This is a genomic window from Advenella alkanexedens, assembly GCF_019132845.1.
GTDB lineage: Bacteria > Pseudomonadota > Gammaproteobacteria > Burkholderiales > Burkholderiaceae_B > Advenella > Advenella alkanexedens.
In genome coordinates this window covers 1-18,009 of record NZ_JAHSPR010000016.1, presented here as the reverse complement: position 1 = coordinate 18,009, position 18,009 = coordinate 1, and the positions used below count along the sequence as shown (strand labels likewise).

Below are 18,009 nucleotides of genomic sequence, written 5' to 3'. Positions count from 1 at the left end.
GCAACCCTTTCTGGCGGCCATTCAGACACGGGCGCCCAGCGATTGGCAGGCCACCCTGGCAGCCGCCAAGTCCCAGGCGCCCATACCTACGGTTTTAAACATGATGGGACGTGAGAAATCAATATCCGTACGCAAGGCCTGCTCTAACGGGATCACTTCCGACCAGTCTTTTTTGGCACGGATGTAATCCCCGGCTTCATGCAGGGCACCTACCGGGTCATCGACATAGCAGGTACTGCCCATAACGGTTTGAGGGGCAATTTCACACATATGCGGTTGAAAAGCACCCACTGCGATAATCAATCGCCCCACTTGTGCCGGTGCATGATAAATGGGCTCGGTGGCAGTGGTCAGCGTGATAACGGCATCAAAATCATCCGGCAGATTGCTTTGCTCCACCGGGATGAGGGCATTGGACAATCCGGCAAACTGCTCGCAAAAACGTTGTACCTTGCCTGCTGATGACACCCTACCGGCAACATAAATGGTTGCGTTTGGATAAAGCGCATTAATGGCCCGCACATGGGCAACCGCCTGGGTACCCGCCCCCATCAGGACGATTTTTCCGGGTGTTTCGGGCGTAAAGCACTCAAGACCCACCATGGAAAGGGCCGCCGTTCTCCAGGCCGTAACGGTAGGCGCATCCAGCACAAACAGAGGCACCCCGGTTTTACTGTCCAGAACGGTCACCGTTCCCTGAATGGTGGGCAAACCATTTGCGGGATTGCCCGGCAACAGGGAAATGAGCTTATGCGTCAATATATCTTCAGCGGCGGCCGGCATGGAGAGCAAAACACCCCCCTCTTCATTGCCTGGCACAGGCAACACCTGACGATCCGGGCACTTAACCCTGCCAGCCGTATATTCCACCGCCATTTCACGAATGGCACGGACCAGTTCCGCAAAACCGATCAAACCGGCTGTTTGTTGTGCATCAAATACCTGAATCGCAGGCTGGCTCATTACGTGTCTCCTGATTCGTGTTTTTGTGAATTTCGTTGTGTTGCAACCCATATAACCGTGGCGTTTTCTTCGCTGACACTGATACAGCGATGCCCCATCCGGCTATCTATGTAAAAACAATCTCCCGGGCCAAGCCGGGCTGGCGCATAATATTCGGTATGCAGCTCTATTTCACCACTTAATACATAAACAAACTCTTCTCCGTCATGACGGCTCCAGTCACGAAAATCGGAAAATTTCCGTGCCGTAATGCAGGTATGAAAAGGCATTATTTTTTTATTTGACAGCTGCGCGCACAACAACTGATGGTCGTAATGGGGCGTTTTATGCGGTTTTCCCTGTCCGGCACGATCCACTACGCACCGTCCGGCCCCCATGGCATCACGGGCTGACGTAAACAACTCGGAAACATCCAGATTCAGGCCGGTTGCCAGTTTTTGCAGAACGTCATAAGTAGGCGACATCAGACCGTTTTCGATTTTGGACAGCGTAGAGGCGGCAATCCCGCACTCTTTGCCGGCCTGCTCCAGCGTCCAATTGTTTTGCTGTCGAACGGCACGCAAACGCTGCATTAAAGGCGTTTCTTCACGCGTACTCATTTAATGACTTCCCAAATAAGCATCCCTGATTTCCGGATTTGCCAATAATTCAGCCCCAGTTCCTGTCATTCTGATTTCACCATTCACCATTACATATGCACGATCTGCCAGCTTCAAGGCATGATTGGCATTTTGCTCGACCAAAAAGATGGTTTTACCATTTTTTCCCAGTTCTTTCAGCACTGAAAAGATTTGCCTCACAATTAATGGCGCCAGCCCCAGACTGGGCTCGTCCAGCAAAATCATGTCCGGACGCCCCATCAGGGCCCGGGCAATCGCCAGCATTTGCTGTTCACCACCAGACAGCGTGCCCGCCCGCTGATTGCGCCGCTCTTTCAGTCTCGGAAACAGTTCAAACATGGTGGCACGGTCTTCATCCATGTGTTTGTCCCCAATCGGCAGGGCCCCAATCATGATGTTTTCCTCGACCGTCATTTTTGCAAATATCCGTCGTCCCTCGGGCACCTGGGCAATGCCCTTGCCGGCAATCTGATGCGCCTGCAACCGGGTCAAATCCTGCCCTTTATACAGGATCTGACCCGATTTGGCCTTTGGGGCACCAAAGATGGTCATGAGCAGGGTGCTTTTCCCGGCCCCATTGGCACCAATCAGGGAAATAATTTCTCCGGTATTAATATGCAATGAAACATCCCTGAGTGCCTGAATAGGTCCGTAAAAAGTATTGACATTCTTGATGTCCAGAATAATTTCACTCATGCTTCATCCTCTACATCCGTGCCTAGATAGGCGGCAATAACCACGTCTGAATTACGAATGTGTTCCGGGCTGCCACTATCAATGACGGAACCCTGATCCATGACAACAATATGATCGGAAATATCCATGACCAGTCCCATATCATGCTCGATCAGCAAAACCGTCACCTTGCATTCATCACGCAATTTACGGATCAGATTGGACAGGTCTACCGTTTCCCTTGGATTGAGACCGGCCGCCGGCTCATCCAGGCAAATCAGGCGTGGATTGGTACACATGGCACGGGCAATTTCCAGACGCCGCTGACGACCGTAAGACAACTCACCGGCCAGCCGGTTGGCATCAACAGCCAAATCAACCATATCCAGCCATTCATACGCCCGATTGACGCTTTCTTCCTCCTTGTTGGAGAAATCATGCGTGACAAAAATGCCAGACAAAAGATTTCTGTTCTGTGAACGATGCTGGGCAACCAGCAGGTTTTCAAGCACGGTCATATCCTTGAACAGGCGGATATTCTGGAAGGTACGGGCAATACCTGCCCGGGAAACCAGGTAAGAACCACCGGTAAAAGGTCGATTCAGCAAATTACCCACCTCCACCGACCCGTTGGGTCCGTGCAGAAAAATCTCACCTGAAGTGGCCGCATAAAAACCGGTCACGCAATTGAACACGGTTGTTTTACCGGCACCATTGGGACCGATCAGGGACGTAATAGAGTCCTCCCTGACCTCAAAACAGACATTGTTATTGGCGATAATCCCACCAAACCGGCGACATAAATTTTTAACTTCAAGTAACAGTTGACCGCTCATGACATGACCTCTTCCCGTTCAAATACCGGACGCTTGGCGCGCAATAAACCATTAGGTCGCCAGATCATCATCAAAATCATCAGCAGGCCGAACATCAATACCCGATATTCAGAAAAACTTCTCAGGAATTCCGGCATGAGGGTTAATGTAAACGCGGCAAGAATGACGCCAAGCGAGTTCCCCATACCACCCAGCACCACGATGGAAAGAATCAGGACCGATTCGAAAAAATTGAATGACATCGGACTGACAAACCCTTGGGCTGTCGCAAAGAACACACCGGCAATACCCCCGGTTAACGCACCCAGCATAAAGGCGGACAATTTGACGGTGACGTGGTTGATACCCAGGGACCGACAGGCAATTTCGTCTTCGCGCAAAGCCTCCCAGGAACGACCGATTGGCATTACCCTTAATTGCGTAAAGACCCGCAGCACGGCCATTGTGATGATAAAGATCATCAAATAAATAAAGATAAATTTATAATCCGGACTATATGGCAAACCAAAAAACTCATGGAATGGAATCGCATCTCCTTTGGCACGACGAATGAATTCGAGATTGAAAATAGTGGGTGACGGCGCGGAAGCACCATTAGGCCCACCGGTAAAATCAATCCAGTTCACCAGCACCAGCCTGATAATTTCACCAAACCCAAGGGTAACAATCGCCAGATAATCACCATGCATTTTCAGGACCGGAAAACCCAGCAAGCCGCCACACAGGGCGGCTAACAAAGGTGCCAGGATAAGGGCCGTCCAAAAGCCGATACCCAGATACTGGGAGCCCAGGGCGAGAAAATAAGCACCCACCGCGTAAAAAGCAACAAAACCAAGATCAAGCAGTCCTGCCAGCCCCACCACAATATTCAAGCCCAATCCCAACAGCACATACACCATGGCCATGGTCAGGTTGGTTGCCCAGCTTTTACCAAAAATACCAAAGTGGAAAAACAGCAAAGGCATAATCAGTCCCAACAAAAACAAGACTGGCAATGCGCCTTTCCAGGGATGCTTCATGCCACGCCGTTTGGGGATACGTACCCCCATGGCAATCACCACGAACAGCACAATCAGAACCAACGCGGCCGAGGTACCAATATAAATGACGCCCGAAAGGCCCAACGCCATGGCAACGGCCGCAACCGCACCGCCAGAGACGAGCAATTTCCTTAGTTTTTGCATGCCATCGGCATGCTCATCCTCGACATGCACATGCTGCTGAACAGTCAGATACTTATGGGTAAAACGCTGACCTGCTTCTGTCTGGATACCCACAGAGACAAAGAAACGGACAAAGGCAACGATCAGACCAATTGAAAGACCATTGAGAAAAAACGGTGTGCGCAACCAGTCGACCTTGAACGTATATTGTTGCAGTATGAAATTGGTAATCGGGCTGAACACCAGCATGGTCAGTATCCCGGCTATTACGGCGTCTTTCAGGGAATGCTTGAAATCAATGCGTGAATCAGGCACATCCACTGCCCGTGACACGGGTGTACCGTCCACAACCAAGGCTGCAGAATTTGCCTGCCCGGACGATGTCAGTGACGCGGTTTTCCCGTTTGAATTAGGCGTTATATTCATTACACTTTCTCCACTGCAGGCTTACCCAGCAAGCCACTAGGCTTGAAAACCAGGACAAGCACCAGAATGCTAAAAGAAAACACGTCTTTATAATCACTGCTGACAAAACCGGAGAAAAATGACTCGAGCACACCCAGCAACATACCTCCGAGCATGGCGCCCGGCAAAGAACCTATGCCCCCCAACACCGCAGCACTAAACGCCTTGATACCCAGCACGAAACCGATATAGAAATCAAACGAGCCGTAATTGAACGTGACCAGCTCACCGGCAACGGCCGCCATCATGGAACCAATAACAAACACGGTTGAAATGATACGACCGGTATTAATGCCCAGAATCGTGGCCATTTTGCGGTCTTGTTCCACTGCCCGACACTGCCTGCCCAGACTGGTTTTTTGAATAATGAAAGTCAACAGCAGCATCGCCGACAAACTGACAATCACGATAATCAGATCCATGTAACGAATACGGAAAAATGCATCAGCCGTACCAATGGTAAAACCACCACTAAATAAAGAAGGCACCCCCTGCACATTGGGTCCCTGACTGATCTGGACATAATTTTGCAATAACAATGACACGCCGATGGCCGTAATAAGCGGGGCGAGGCGGTTGCTTGTCCTGAGGGGACGATAAACGGTTCTTTCTATGTACCAGCCGTAAAGTCCGGTAATGGACATGGTGACAACCAGGGTAAGAACCAGGGACAGGGCGACAGCATCAACCCCTAAAAACGTAATCACCGCAAAAGCAATGGCGGTGATATAGGCGCTGACCATATAAATATCACCATGTGCAAAGTTAATCATTCCGATGATGCCATAAACCATGGTATAGCCAATCGCAATCAGACCATAGATGGAGCCCAGCGAAATACCATTTACGAGCTGCTGACCTAAAATATGCCATTCCATTAAACACCTACCTTTTCGGTAAAGACAAAAAGCTCCCATGCCTTCCGTAAAAGCACTCTTCTTATCTATGAGTTTGATTCAGTCGCCGCATTGCCCATGGTAAGGGCAATGCAGCACAATTAAGCATTACTGAATGGGAACGTAATTGCCTTCTTTATCCCAGATGTAAACAACAAAGTCATTGGTTTTAGGATCACCTTTTTCATCCCATCCTTTTCTACCCAGAACGGTGTCTATTTCATTGTTCTTGATCCATTCGGCCAGTTTCGTGCCATCCTTCTCATCCTTGTTGGCTTCCAGGGCCGCGGCAATGGCCTCAACCGCTGCATAAGAATAAAGGGTGAAACCGGCAGAATCACTACCTTTTTCTTTCAGTTTTTCCACAACCTCCTTACTGGCGGGATCCGTCCGCGGATCGCGCAGGAAGCTCATGTAAGTGCCCTCAGCAAACTGCGGTCCACCCGCAGCCGTCACGAAAGCCGGATCGGCAATACCATCAACCGAGACAAAAGGAATGGTCAGACCCTGCTGGCGAAGCTGCTTGACCAGCAATCCACCTTCGGCATATAAGCCGCCAAAGAAAACAGCGTCGACATCAGCTCCCTTGATTTTGGTGACCAGGGCGTTGTAATCGCGCTCACCGCGGGTTACGCCATCCTCGAGCACCACGTCAATACCCAGTTTTTTGGCCGCATCCCGTGTGGCATTGGCCACGCCAACACCATAGGTATCCTTGTCATTGATCACCGCAATTTTTTTGGCTTTAAGATTTTCCTGGATGAACTGCGCGTCAACTTCACCCTGCTGGTCATCACGACCGCAAACACGAATCAGCGTTGTCAGGTCCCGTTCGGTCACCCTGGGGTTGGTCGAAGCAGGGGTCACATTCAGGATATTGGCTTCGTCATAAATTTCAGAAGCGGGGATGGTACTGGAAGAGCAGAAATGCCCCACCACGGCATCCACTTTTTCCTGGTCAACAAAACGGTTGGCCACGGCGACCGCCTGTTTGGGCTCGCAAGCATCATCACCCTGAATGATCTTGATTTTTTTGCCGTGGACGCCACCCTTCGCGTTAATGGCTTCGGCGGCAGCCTCAGCTCCCAGGAGCAACTGTTTACCAAACGCGGCGCTACCACCCGTAATAGGGGCACCCAGGCCAATCTTGATAAACTCTTCTGCCATGGCGGGAGCAGAGAAAGCGGTTGCAAGTGCTGCTGTAATAAAAAGCTTTTTAAATCCTTTATTCATGCTTTTCTCCTGAAATTGACCAGCATGGATCCTTGTAAACACAAAGAACATAATTAAAAAAAACGATATACAACCAGACTGCTTAATACGTATGTGAACTACCAGACGTTCTTCTCGATAATGGGCTGACCGTTTAACACCCGCTCCCAGCCCAAGCGCTTCAAATTCAAACTTCTGTATTCGCCAAACTCAATCAACTCGGCAAGAGCACGACCCACTGCAGGTGATTGTTGCATGCCGTGACCACTGAAACCATTAGCAAAAACCATATTATTGATATCGGGGTGATAACCGAGTATGACGTTCTGGTCGAAGGTGCAGTAATCATAATGACCGGCCCAGCTATGTTCACAGCGCAAGGCTTCGAAAACCGGTACCCGATGGGCCAGGATGGGCCACAGAAGATCATCAAACAGCTGGTATTGAACGTCAAAATCAAAACACTCGGGGTCCTGGTCTGCCGGTGGCTGAATACCACAAATAAACCCTTCCCCTTCAGGATGAATATAAGCACCGCTTGGATCAATCAACATGGGACAGTCATTGACCGTCTCGGGGCAAGTTACGTAAAAGACACTGCGCTTGCGCGATTCGATAGGCAACTCGATACCCGCCTGACTCGCCAGTTTCATGGCCCCGGTACCCGCCGCATTCACAAAGACACCACAGGAAACGGTTTCACCGTTATTGAGGGTCACACCGGTTACACGTCCACCTTCCCGGTGCACCTGCAGCACCTCATTTTCAATGTAACTGACCCCTTGGGCAATTGCCTTGCGACGAAAAGCCCGCATCATGCCATAGGCATCCAGCCAGCCTTCCCCCTTGAGGCCCAACGAACCGCCCGCCAAATCAGACACATTCAGCCATGAATATTTCTCTTGCAACTGCCGGTCTGACAACAGGACGATTTGCGCCCCCAAAGCGCGTTGCAAGGCATTGTTTTCCTGTAAGGTCGCATAGCCTTCCGGCGTGGACAGGAACAGATAACCCGCTTCCTGAAAATTCACATCAGGCCGCTCGCCATCCACCTCAAGGGTTTCACCAATACCGTACAAAAACTCGCTGCCAAACTGCGACATCTGGATATTTTCAACGGTGGAAAATTGATGGCGTATGGAAGCGGCCGACAAGGCGGTTGCACATTTCTGGTAAGACGCGTCTTTTTCAATGACCAGAATGGAACCTTTAAACGAATGGGAGGCGCTTAAAAAATAGGCCAAAGCGCTTCCTGTTGCCGCACCGCCAGCGATCACCACATCAAAACAGTTCTTCATGCAACGTCTCATTACAAGTTCTGAATAACTGATAAATTCTCATAAGAAAAATCTGACGTCAATCATTATTTACACCTAAATTTTTTAACAAATTGCAAAAACAAAAAATTATGATTAAAAATCAATTGGTTATAAATAAAAATAAATGATTTTAATTTTTAAGAAGCAAAGAATTCTTGCTTCCGTCACTGTTTTTTTTCATTTCCCATCATGAAAAATAAAAGGAAAAATTCAAATTTAAAAATTTAATGCCATAAAATAAAGGATATAATCCATTGATATAAAACAACATATATTTAATTCCATAAAAAGACATGTAAGGGAAAACCCTTTCGGTTTATTTTGTTTTCTTATAAGAAATTTTTTGACTTTAAGAAAATCAATTGTTAATCTATTAATCGTGGATACCTTCAATCCATCCGATCATGCTTCACTTCCCCTGCCTCGGCAGGTTCATTTAACACGCTGTTCTTACCCTGATGATTCACAAAGGAAACCAGCCATGAGTTCAGTCCAGGAATTACTTGTCTCTTTAGGTGTCACCCCCGCCTCCTTTCAGGAAGGCAGTCTTGGCGTTTTTTCGCCCATTGACGGCGCCCAAATCGCCAAGGTTGTTGAAACGTCCGCGGCAGAAACTACTGCCGCCATCGACCGGGCCCATGCCGCCTATACACAGTGGCGCCAGGTGCCGGCCCCACGACGCGGGGAGCTGATTCGCCTGCTGGGCGAGGAATTGCGCGCCAACAAAGAAGCCCTTGGACGTCTGGTTTCAATTGAAGCGGGCAAAATTGTTTCCGAGGGTCTGGGTGAAGTCCAGGAAATGATTGATATCTGCGACTTTGCGGTTGGCCTGTCACGTCAGCTATACGGCCTGACAATCGCCTCGGAGCGCCCGGGACACCGTATGATGGAAACCTGGCATCCACTGGGTGTGGTGGGCGTGATCACCGCTTTCAACTTCCCGGTTGCGGTCTGGTCATGGAATACCGCCCTGGCCCTGGTATGTGGCAATGCCGTCATCTGGAAACCTTCTGAAAAAACCCCGCTAACCGCCCTGGCTACCCAGGCCCTGCTGGAACGCGCCCTGAAAAAATTTGGTGATGCGCCTGAACACCTGTCGCAATTGGTCATTGGCCAGCGGGAAACCGGTGAAATTCTGGTTAACAATCCAAAGGTTGCCCTGGTTTCAGCCACCGGCTCCACCCGCATGGGTCGCGAAGTTAGCCCCAAAGTGGCAGCCAGGTTTGGTCGTTGCATTCTTGAACTGGGCGGCAACAATGCCATTATCGTCAGCGAAACCGCAGACCTGGACATGGCCGTGCGAGGTATTGTTTTTGGTGCGGTCGGCACCGCCGGACAACGCTGCACCAGCACGCGCCGCCTGATCGTCCACAGCAGCATCGTCCAGGAACTTGCCGAACGACTGAAAAAAGCCTACCGCAGCTTACCGATTGGCAACCCTCTTGAGGCGGGTACGCTGGTCGGCCCGCTCATTGATAAGGCTGCGTTTGACGCCATGCAATCCGCATTGCAAACAGCGACTGAACAAAACGGGATTGTCACTGGCGGCCAGCGCGTCTTGCACGACAAGTTCCCCGATGCCTATTATGTTGAGCCCGCACTGGTCGAAATGCCGGCACAAACCGACGTGGTACGCCAGGAAACGTTTGCGCCCATCCTTTACATCATGAGTTATGAACGCTTCGAAGATGCACTGGCCCTGCAAAACGACGTTCCTCAAGGCCTGTCTTCGGCCATCTTCACCACCAATCTGCTTGAGGCCGAGTATTTCATGTCCGCCGCCGGCTCCGACTGCGGCATTGCCAACGTCAACATCGGCACCTCGGGTGCCGAAATCGGTGGCGCCTTCGGTGGTGAGAAAGAAACCGGTGGCGGCCGTGAGTCCGGCTCCGATGCATGGAAAGGTTATATGCGCCGGGCCACCAATACCATCAACTACTCACGTGAACTGCCATTGGCCCAGGGCGTGAAATTTGGTGACGATTAATGCCATCCTGAACATTCCCATCCAACGATGGGCACCCCCATTCCATTGATGAAGAGGTCTGACTATGTCTTCCGGTTTTCCTTTCGCCGCACCGTTCAAAGAAATCAAGGGTTCACCCATCAGGGAATTGTTCAAATACCTGTCCACGCCCGGCATGATCTCTTTTGCCGGTGGCTATCCCGCCCCTGAATTATTCGATATTCCCGGTTTGCAGGCCTCCATCGCCGCCCAGACATCCTCCCTGCAAGAGTCCATGTCTTACGGTTCCAGCGAAGGGCTGCCGGTCTTGCGCGAAGCATTGGCCGCCCTTTGCACCCAACGCGGCATCCAGGCCGGCAAAGATGACATCCTGGTAACCAGTGGCTCACAGCAGGCCTATGAACTGCTGGTGCGGGCCCTGATCGAACCGGGTGATACCGCACTGGTAGAGCGTCCCGCCTACCCGGCCGCCATTCAGGGCCTGCGGCTGGCCGGTGCCAATATCATCACCGTCGGGGTTGAAGAAGACGGCACCGATCTTGAGGAACTGGCACGACTGCTGCAACAGCATCAGCCCAAGTTTTTTTACTGTGTACCCACCTTTGCCAACCCCAGCGGCATTACCCTGTCTCTGGAAAAACGCAAGAAACTGCTGGCGCTGCTGGCCACCACCAATTGTCTGCTGATTGAAGATGACCCTTATGGCCAGTTGCGCTTTGGCGGGGAATCGTTACCCACTCTGGCAGAGCTGGCCCGTTCAACACCGGCACAGGACCAGGTCATTTACCTGTCCAGCCTGTCCAAAACCGTGGCACCGGGCCTGCGAATCGGCTGGATGATCGCCCACCCCGATATTTTACGCCGCTGCGTGCTGTCCAAACAGGTGGGAGATATGTGCTCGGCACCGTTCATGCAGGCGGTCGCCGCCCATTACCTGAACTCGGGACGCTATGAGCAGCATTTGCCTTATATTATCGACACCTACCGGCAGCGGGCGCAATGCATGCTGAACGCTTTTTCAGCCGACTTTAACGGTCAGCTTAAACTGGTACGGCCCCAAGGCGGCATGTTTATCTGGGCTTACCTGCCTGCTGACATCAACGCCACCCGCCTCTTGCCGCTGGCCATTGATGAAAAAGTCATGTTTGTGCCCGGCAGCGGTTTTTATGCCGACCAACCCGATGAAAGCGCATTACGCCTGTCATTTGCCATGAGCAATGAAGCGCAAATCATCGAAGGCGTGACCCGACTCAGAAAAGCGCTGGACCGTTATTAAGGCTTGCCATTGCTCACCAGGGTATCCAGCCGGCTGACATCAAAATCCGGATGAATCGGCTCGGGTTCGATCATTTTCCGGCTGGCCTTGGCTGACAACTCGTTGAACCGCTCCACCTTGCCAATCAAGCCCTGCCGGCCTGCCAGCGAACCCACCACGGCATTGTAATGCGTACCCACCGTATTCAATGTTCCACCCAAGCGGGACAGATGCTCGGCCACCCGGGTCACCTGATTGTAAATATCCACGGCACGGTCACCGATCTGGGCGGCCTGCTCATTGCTGCGCGCCATCATCCACAGGTAGGAAACCGTTCGTAAAACAGGCATCAGGGTCGTGTGCGAAACCAGCACCACCCCTTTTTCATAACCATACTGAAACAGATTGGACGGATGCCTGAGCGCCTCTATGTAAGCAGCTTCGACCGGCATGAACATCAACACAAAACCGGGGCTGTGCATACCTTGCAAATTGCTGTAATTCTTGTCGGACAACTGATCAATATGATTCCTGACCGCCTTGGCATGCGCATCCAGGGAGGACTGCATGACCCCATCCTGCGTTGCGTTCACCGCCTTCTGATAGTCGTTCAGGGAGACCTTGCTGTCAATAACCAGATGCTTGCCATCGGGCAGGTACAGTACAAAATCGGGTAACTGGCTTTGGCCCGCTTCATTGCGGAAATGGGCCTGGGTCTGAAAGTGATCGCCCTTGACCAGGCCCGCCATTTCAAGCGCCCGCTCAAGCTGCATCTCACCCCAGTTACCCAGGGTTTTTTTATCCCCTTTCAGGGCACGGGCCAGGGCATCGGCATCCTGAGTCATTTTCATGCCCACCTCAAACATCTGCCTGATTTGCGACTGCAACAGCGATTGCCCCTGCACCGACTGGTCATGTACCTCGTTGATCCGGCTTTGAAAGCGGTCTATCTGCTCACGAAACGGCTTTAGCAGGCTTTCCATGGAAACCTGGCTATGACGCGAAAAAGCCTGTTCCTTTTCCGTGAATATACGATCGGCCAGGTTCTGGAATTCAATCGCCAATTGTGCCTTGGACTGGGCAAACTGCTGGCGCAACTCATCCAGGCTTTGCTGCTTGTGCTGCATTTCCGATTGCTGCGTGGCCAGTTTTTTTTCCAGCCCAGCCAATGTGGCCTGCAAGGTTTGCTGTTGTGACTCCCGTATTTGCAACTGTTGGCGCAAGTCACCGGCCAATGCCTGCAAATGGTTTTTTTCCGCCAGGGCGGCAGCCAGCTCATTGCCCATGGCCTCTTTGCGACCATCCAGAATACGATAATCATCCTGCAACTCATCATACTGCTGTGCCTGCAGCTCCAGCGATGCCATACGGTCATTCAGCGCCTGCTCAAGCACGGCAATACGGGCACGACTGCCAGCCTGCCGGGAATACATGAAAAGGGCACACAGCAAAATGCCAAAAATACCACCTGCCAGCGCGGCAAGCCCTATCTGGGAAGAAGGACCCAGGGTCTGGATAAATTCGTTCATGCTTTAAGATTCTGTCGGCAAAACACAATCTTATACCAAATGTCCACTCAATAAGACAAAAGGCCCGGCCCTGCCAGGTTGGGACAGAGCCAGGCCTTTTAAATATCACCTCTTACAGCTGTTTTTTCATCATCTGATCAGCGATATAGTCCGCTTGCCGGATAGCCAGCGACACAATCGTCAGGGTCGGATTTTCAGCACCGCCGGTCGTGAACTGGCTGCCATCGGAAATGAACAGATTGACAATATCATGCGTTTGGCCATACTTGTTGCACACGCCGTCTTCGGCCTTTTCGCTCATGCGGCAGGTACCCAAATTATGGGTTGAAGGATAAGGTGGCGTGCGAAACGCCTTTTTCGCACCTACAGCCTCATACATCGCAATACCTTGTTTGTACGCATGATCCCTCATGGCTACGTCATTGGGATGATCATCGAAATGCACATTGGGAACAGGCAGGCCATTGGCATCTTTTGCATCGGTATTCAGGGTAATACGATTGCTGGTGCGTGGCATATCCTCACCGACAATCCACAAGCCGGCCGTGTAATCATAAGCATCCATATACGAGGCAAAATCGGTGCCCCAACTACCCGGATCAAAGAAGGCAGCATAAAACGGCAGGCCCAATGCCAGGGTTTCCAGTTCATACCCCCCACAAACCCCCTTTTTTCATCATGTCCGGCTTCATCCTGCACAATACCCGCCATGGTGGTACCGTGGTACATATGCACCGGTTCATCAAACACCGCATACACTGACCCGGTGGTATGACGCATATAATTACGCCCCACCTGTCCGGAACTGTTGGCAAGCCCATCCTTGAACCTGGAGGAGGCCGACATCAGCAACAAACGGGGTGTTTCAATCGAATTACCCGCCACACAAACGACCCGGGCGGCCTGACGCTGCATTTTGCCCTCTTTTACAAAATCATAAATCTGATGACAGGCTTTTGGCCGGTCGCAACCGGCCTTTTTATTATATCCACACCTGGACTTATTGGTAGTGTCCCAATTTTTTCAGTACTTCAATTTTGTAACCATCAGGATCCTGAACGAAAAAGAACTGGGCCAAAATCGTATCGCCATCCTTGAAGGTTTTGATCTCAAGAGGATTCAATCCCGCTGCGGTAAATCGGGCATGCTCCGCCTCAAGATCGTCTACACAAACAGCGACATGGCCATAGCCATCACCATGGGTGTAGGGTTCTTCACGATCCTTGTTATAAGTCAGCTCGATTTCCATGTCATTTTCCGTACCCCGCAAGTAGCAAAGGGTAAAAGTGGGAAAATCCAGCTCGTGGGAAGGCACCAGTCCAAAAGCGGTCTTGTAAAATGCCTTGGATGCTTCAAGATCCTTGCAACGGATCATAACGTGAATAATTTTTGCCATCTTCATAAACCTCTTAACATAATCAGACGGTTCAATTATGGCGTTTAATTGCCCGGGTTCGGTAATAACCGGGTACTACATAAAAAATGGCCGGCATATCATCAACATGCCGGCCATTTTCCCAATCATTTCAATTAAAACGCGGGAACAATTGAACCTTTATATTTTTCTGCAATAAAAGCTTTCACGTCTTCACTTTGCAGCGCCTTGATCAACTTGGCAATATCCTCCGATTTTTCTTTTTCGACAATCGTGGCAACCAGGTTGGCATAGGGTGATTCCGCATCCTCAATGAACAGGGCATCCTGTGTAGGATTCAGGCCGGCTTCCAGCGCATAGTTGGTATTGATCAGGGCAATATCCACATCATCCAGCACACGGGGCAAAGTCGCTGCTTCCAATTCCTTGAATTTCAGGTTTTTAGGGTTCTCAACGATATCACGTGAAGTGGCCAGCAAGTTGCCGGGATCTTTCAACTTGATCAGATCCTGCTGCTGCAGCAGCAACAAAGCACGTGCGCCATTGGAAGGGTCATTGGGAATAGCCACCAGGGCACCGTCTTTAAGTTCACCCGTTGCCTTGATTTTTTTGGAGTAAGCACCAAAAGGCTCTACGTGAACCAGACCCACCGATACCAGATTGGTGCCTTTTTCTTTATTGAAGGTGTCCAGATAGGGTTTGTGCTGGAAGAAATTGGCATCCAGCTGTTTATCGGCTACCTGCTGGTTGGGCTGTACGTAATCGGTAAAAACCTTGATTTCAAGATCAATACCTTCCTTGGCCAATGCCGGTTTGATATGTTCCAGAATCTCGGCATGCGGAACCGGGGTTGCCGCAATACTTAATTTTTCATTGGCAGCGGCATTCAGCCCCACCACACTTGATACCAATACCAGACCTGCCAGGATTTTTTTAAGTTGCATAAGATGCTCCAATACTATTTTCTGTTAAATTTAACTACCAATCGATCGCCCAGCATCTGAACCAGCTGAACCATCACTATCAAAATAACCACCGTTATAATCATGACCTCGGACTGGTAACGCTGGTAGCCGAAACGAATCGCCACATCACCCAGCCCGCCACCGCCAATCACACCAGACATGGCGGAATAACCAATGAGTGTGATCGCAGTGACTACAATTGCACTGATAATGCCTGTTGTGGCCTCGGGCAATAAGGCCCACATGACGGTTTGCCGTGAATTGGCCCCCATGGCATTGCAGGCCTCATTAATGCCTGGATCTATTTCACGCAAGACATTCTCAACCAGTCGTGCAAAAAATGGTGCCGCGCCCACCACCAGGGGCGGAATCGCACCGCTTACCCCCAGCGCACTGCCCATGATAAAACGGGTAAACGGGATCAGCACAATCAGCAGGATTAGAAATGGCACTGAACGCAACACGTTCACCACCAGCGACAGCACCTGATACACCACCTTGTTCTCAAGCAGCTGGCGTTCACTGCTCAGATACAGGTAAACGCCCAGCGGCAAACCAATCACAACCGTCCACAACAAGGACCACCCCGTCATCAGCAGGGTATCAACCGTGGCTTCACCAATCAATGGCCAATCAATTCTGTCCCAGTTCATGGCTTCAGTACCTCATATTCAACATTCTGGCCCTTGAAAAAGGCCTCCAAAGGCGCATATTGTTTTTCTTCACTGTCCACCGCCAACACCAGCTGACCATATGGCGTATCCTTGATTTTGCCAACCGCACCCTGCAAAATACTCAGGTTTACATCAAGCTCCCGGCTTGCCTGGCTTAACAAAGGCTGGGCCGTTGCCATGCCCCTATAGGTCAGGCGGATAATACGTCCCTGCACCCCTTCAACCAATTCCTGCCAGCTATTGGCATCCACGCCGCTTTCCGACAACAAAGACATGGTTGTTGGATGTTTGGGATGCAGGAAAACATCCAGCACATCTCCCATTTCAGCAATTTTTCCACCATCAATAATAGCCACCTGATCACAAATGGAACGGATCACATCCATGCCATGAGTAATCAGGACAATCGTAATACCGAGACGTTTATTGATATCGGCCAGCAAGGCAAGAATGGATTGCGTGGTTTCAGGATCCAGGGCACTGGTCGCTTCATCACACAGCAACAGTTCGGGCTTGTTGGCCAGCGCCCGGGCAATGCCCACCCTTTGCTGTTGTCCACCCGACAGTTGCCGGGGATATTTGTGAATATGGTCGGTCAGACCCACCAGGTTCAGCAATTCAATCGCCCGTTCATGACGTTCTTTTTTTGGCTGGCCGGCAAGCCGCAGGGGAAAGCAGACATTATCAAGCACCGTTCGGGAAGTGAGCAGGTTAAAGTGCTGGAACACCATGCCGATTTTCTGGCGCACTTTTCTCAGTTCAGCTTCTGAAATCGCTGTAATATCCTTCTCATTGATAAACACCCTGCCCTGCGTCGGCTTTTCAAGCAGGTTCAGCATTCGAATAAGCGTGCTTTTACCGGCGCCTGAGCGACCAATAATACCAAAAATCCTGCCCTTTTCAATTTGCAGGTCTATGCCCGCCAAAGCATGAAGGGTTTTATCTTTCGTTATGTAGGTTTTATGAATATTCTCTAAGCGGATCAACGCATTTCTCAATAATGTACGTTCTTGTGGGCACCATTTTATATGACCATTGCGCATTTGTTTTTATTTGCTTATTTTTTATGGTTATAAAAATACCCCATCAACACGATAAGTTAATCTCAGGCATTACTCGCCACCGGATCCGATAATATAACGGTTTTCAGACATCATGTTAATCATTTCACCGCCAACCACGGGAGTATTTCAAGCCCGGCAGGCAAAAAAAATACCGCGCCACTGGCACGGTATTTTTTGATATCTTACTGATGGTGGGTGCTACAGGGGTCGAACCTGTGACCTACGCCTTGTAAGGGCGCCGCTCTACCAACTGAGCTAAGCACCCATCTAGTAAACTTTGTTCGCTACGAAAGCAAGTATTTTATTGCAATGCGATTTCTACGTCAACACCTGCAGGCAGGTCCAGTCGCATTAATGCATCAACTGTTTTGTCTGTTGGATCTACAATATCCATCAAACGTTGATGAGTGCGAATCTCAAACTGGTCACGAGAAGTTTTGTTCACGTGTGGAGAACGCAATACGTCATAACGTTTGATACGTGTTGGCAGTGGAACTGGGCCACGTACAACCGCGCCTGTGCGCTTGGCTGTATCAACAATTTCAGCTGCTGATTGATCGATCAGTTTGTAGTCAAAGGCTTTCAAACGGATACGGATTTTTTGGTTTTTCATTGTATTTCCCAAAGAACAATATAAAGAACAAATTGCCTTGCCCACAGGACAAGGCAATTGAGCATTGTAGCATTAATTACTTAATACCACACGCAAGTAATGCATTAAGCAGCGATTTTAGCAACAACACCGGCGCCAACAGTACGGCCGCCTTCACGGATCGCGAAACGCAGACCTTCTTCCATCGCGATAGGTGCAATCAGCTCAACGTCCATGGAAACGTTATCGCCTGGCAGAACCATTTCTTTGTCAGCTGGCAAAGTGATGGTACCGGTTACGTCCGTTGTACGGAAGTAAAACTGAGGACGGTAGCCTTGGAAGAATGGTGTGTGACGACCACCCTCTTCTTTGGACAGAATATAGACCTCTGCCGAAAATTTGGTGTGCGGCTTGATTGAACCGGGTTTGGCCAATACCTG

At 50.4% G+C, this 18,009-nt stretch carries 17 protein-coding genes, 1 tRNA gene and 1 pseudogene; 2 read left to right on the top strand and 17 right to left on the bottom strand.

Going from position 1 to position 18,009, the window contains the following annotated elements; all coding sequences use genetic code 11:
• Positions 1-21: 21 nt before the first annotated feature.
• The 8 genes from KU392_RS13990 to KU392_RS13955 all read right to left on the bottom strand — a co-directional run bounded on the left by KU392_RS13990 (position 22) and on the right by KU392_RS13955 (position 8,128).
• A complete protein-coding gene (locus tag KU392_RS13990; protein ID WP_169295590.1) occupies positions 22-963 on the bottom strand; it encodes a delta(1)-pyrroline-2-carboxylate reductase family protein in 942 nt (313 codons plus the stop codon).
• The gene (locus tag KU392_RS13985; RefSeq protein ID WP_217735588.1) at positions 963-1,562 is read right to left on the bottom strand and encodes a helix-turn-helix domain-containing protein; all 600 of its coding nucleotides are present in this window, start codon (positions 1,560-1,562) and stop codon (positions 963-965) included. The genes KU392_RS13990 and KU392_RS13985 overlap by 1 nt, the downstream gene beginning before the upstream one ends.
• Positions 1,563-2,279: an ABC transporter ATP-binding protein gene (locus KU392_RS13980; protein ID WP_169295592.1), complete on the bottom strand. Its 717-nt coding sequence runs from the start codon at positions 2,277-2,279 to the stop codon at positions 1,563-1,565.
• A complete protein-coding gene (locus KU392_RS13975) occupies positions 2,276-3,094 on the bottom strand; it encodes an ABC transporter ATP-binding protein (protein ID WP_169295593.1) in 819 nt (272 codons plus the stop codon). Before KU392_RS13975 ends, KU392_RS13980 begins: the two co-directional genes overlap by 4 nt.
• Positions 3,091-4,683 carry a high-affinity branched-chain amino acid ABC transporter permease LivM gene (gene livM / locus KU392_RS14350; protein ID WP_169295594.1) on the bottom strand — a complete coding sequence of 531 codons (1,593 nt, stop codon included), beginning with the start codon at positions 4,681-4,683 and terminating at the stop codon, positions 3,091-3,093. The genes KU392_RS13975 and livM overlap by 4 nt, the downstream gene beginning before the upstream one ends.
• Complete coding sequence (locus tag KU392_RS13965) at positions 4,683-5,600, bottom strand: ABC transporter permease subunit (protein WP_169295595.1); 918 nt, start codon at positions 5,598-5,600, stop codon at positions 4,683-4,685. The genes livM and KU392_RS13965 overlap by 1 nt, the downstream gene beginning before the upstream one ends.
• Positions 5,601-5,726: 126 nt before the next feature.
• A complete protein-coding gene (locus tag KU392_RS13960; RefSeq protein WP_217735587.1) occupies positions 5,727-6,851 on the bottom strand; it encodes a branched-chain amino acid ABC transporter substrate-binding protein in 1,125 nt (374 codons plus the stop codon).
• Positions 6,852-6,949: 98 nt separating this feature from the next.
• Complete coding sequence (locus tag KU392_RS13955) at positions 6,950-8,128, bottom strand: NAD(P)/FAD-dependent oxidoreductase (RefSeq protein ID WP_169295597.1); 1,179 nt, start codon at positions 8,126-8,128, stop codon at positions 6,950-6,952.
• 502 nt (positions 8,129-8,630) lie between these two features.
• On the opposite strand from KU392_RS13955, the gene amaB reads away from it, so the two are divergent.
• Both amaB and KU392_RS13945 read left to right on the top strand, forming a co-directional pair.
• The gene (gene amaB, locus KU392_RS13950; RefSeq protein WP_217735586.1) at positions 8,631-10,136 is read left to right on the top strand and encodes an L-piperidine-6-carboxylate dehydrogenase; all 1,506 of its coding nucleotides are present in this window, start codon (positions 8,631-8,633) and stop codon (positions 10,134-10,136) included.
• 64 nt (positions 10,137-10,200) lie between these two features.
• Positions 10,201-11,391 (top strand): aminotransferase-like domain-containing protein, encoded by a 1,191-nt coding sequence (locus KU392_RS13945; RefSeq protein WP_217735585.1) that lies wholly within the window; start codon positions 10,201-10,203, stop codon positions 11,389-11,391.
• Here the strand turns inward: KU392_RS13945 and KU392_RS13940 are convergent.
• The 9 genes and pseudogenes from KU392_RS13940 to KU392_RS13900 all read right to left on the bottom strand — a co-directional run.
• Entirely contained in the window at positions 11,388-12,899 is a 1,512-nt protein-coding gene (locus tag KU392_RS13940; RefSeq protein ID WP_217735584.1) for a DNA recombination protein RmuC, read from the bottom strand. The two genes, KU392_RS13945 and KU392_RS13940, sit on opposite strands and share 4 nt — an antisense overlap.
• A gap of 112 nt (positions 12,900-13,011) precedes the next feature.
• Positions 13,012-13,823, bottom strand: a pseudogene (locus KU392_RS13935) (GMC oxidoreductase); the annotation flags it as partial.
• A 76-nt stretch (positions 13,824-13,899) separates the two neighbouring features.
• The gene (locus KU392_RS13930) at positions 13,900-14,295 is read right to left on the bottom strand and encodes a VOC family protein (RefSeq protein WP_169295601.1); all 396 of its coding nucleotides are present in this window, start codon (positions 14,293-14,295) and stop codon (positions 13,900-13,902) included.
• Between the two features lie 134 nt (positions 14,296-14,429).
• Positions 14,430-15,218 (bottom strand): MetQ/NlpA family ABC transporter substrate-binding protein, encoded by a 789-nt coding sequence (locus tag KU392_RS13925; RefSeq protein ID WP_169295602.1) that lies wholly within the window; start codon positions 15,216-15,218, stop codon positions 14,430-14,432.
• A 14-nt stretch (positions 15,219-15,232) separates the two neighbouring features.
• Complete coding sequence (locus tag KU392_RS13920; protein WP_169295603.1) at positions 15,233-15,892, bottom strand: methionine ABC transporter permease; 660 nt, start codon at positions 15,890-15,892, stop codon at positions 15,233-15,235.
• A complete protein-coding gene (locus KU392_RS13915; protein WP_169295604.1) occupies positions 15,889-16,899 on the bottom strand; it encodes a methionine ABC transporter ATP-binding protein in 1,011 nt (336 codons plus the stop codon). Before KU392_RS13915 ends, KU392_RS13920 begins: the two co-directional genes overlap by 4 nt.
• A gap of 267 nt (positions 16,900-17,166) precedes the next feature.
• Positions 17,167-17,242, bottom strand: a tRNA-Val gene (locus KU392_RS13910).
• 36 nt (positions 17,243-17,278) lie between these two features.
• Entirely contained in the window at positions 17,279-17,590 is a 312-nt protein-coding gene (gene rpsJ / locus KU392_RS13905; RefSeq protein ID WP_014752595.1) for a 30S ribosomal protein S10, read from the bottom strand.
• A gap of 104 nt (positions 17,591-17,694) precedes the next feature.
• Positions 17,695-18,009 (bottom strand): EF-Tu C-terminal domain-related protein (locus KU392_RS13900; RefSeq protein ID WP_484765266.1); only part of this gene is annotated, 315 nt, incomplete at its 5' end.

What these genes read in the sequence shown, in the direction of transcription:
- KU392_RS13940 (WP_217735584.1), bottom strand. Translation starts at nt 12,899, where the DNA reads ATGAACGAATTTATCCAGACCCTGGGTCCTTCTTCCCAGATAGGGCTT.
- KU392_RS13985 (WP_217735588.1), bottom strand. Translation starts at nt 1,562, where the DNA reads ATGAGTACGCGTGAAGAAACGCCTTTAATGCAGCGTTTGCGTGCCGTT.
- KU392_RS13980 (WP_169295592.1), bottom strand. Translation starts at nt 2,279, where the DNA reads ATGAGTGAAATTATTCTGGACATCAAGAATGTCAATACTTTTTACGGA.
- KU392_RS13965 (WP_169295595.1), bottom strand. Translation starts at nt 5,600, where the DNA reads ATGGAATGGCATATTTTAGGTCAGCAGCTCGTAAATGGTATTTCGCTG.
- KU392_RS13920 (WP_169295603.1), bottom strand. Translation starts at nt 15,892, where the DNA reads ATGAACTGGGACAGAATTGATTGGCCATTGATTGGTGAAGCCACGGTT.
- rpsJ (WP_014752595.1), bottom strand. Translation starts at nt 17,590, where the DNA reads ATGAAAAACCAAAAAATCCGTATCCGTTTGAAAGCCTTTGACTACAAA.
- KU392_RS13990 (WP_169295590.1), bottom strand. Translation starts at nt 963, where the DNA reads ATGAGCCAGCCTGCGATTCAGGTATTTGATGCACAACAAACAGCCGGT.
- KU392_RS13925 (WP_169295602.1), bottom strand. Translation starts at nt 15,218, where the DNA reads ATGCAACTTAAAAAAATCCTGGCAGGTCTGGTATTGGTATCAAGTGTG.
- livM (WP_169295594.1), bottom strand. Translation starts at nt 4,683, where the DNA reads ATGAATATAACGCCTAATTCAAACGGGAAAACCGCGTCACTGACATCG.
- amaB (WP_217735586.1), top strand. Translation starts at nt 8,631, where the DNA reads ATGAGTTCAGTCCAGGAATTACTTGTCTCTTTAGGTGTCACCCCCGCC.
- KU392_RS13945 (WP_217735585.1), top strand. Translation starts at nt 10,201, where the DNA reads ATGTCTTCCGGTTTTCCTTTCGCCGCACCGTTCAAAGAAATCAAGGGT.
- KU392_RS13930 (WP_169295601.1), bottom strand. Translation starts at nt 14,295, where the DNA reads ATGGCAAAAATTATTCACGTTATGATCCGTTGCAAGGATCTTGAAGCA.
- KU392_RS13955 (WP_169295597.1), bottom strand. Translation starts at nt 8,128, where the DNA reads ATGAAGAACTGTTTTGATGTGGTGATCGCTGGCGGTGCGGCAACAGGA.
- KU392_RS13960 (WP_217735587.1), bottom strand. Translation starts at nt 6,851, where the DNA reads ATGAATAAAGGATTTAAAAAGCTTTTTATTACAGCAGCACTTGCAACC.
- KU392_RS13975 (WP_169295593.1), bottom strand. Translation starts at nt 3,094, where the DNA reads ATGAGCGGTCAACTGTTACTTGAAGTTAAAAATTTATGTCGCCGGTTT.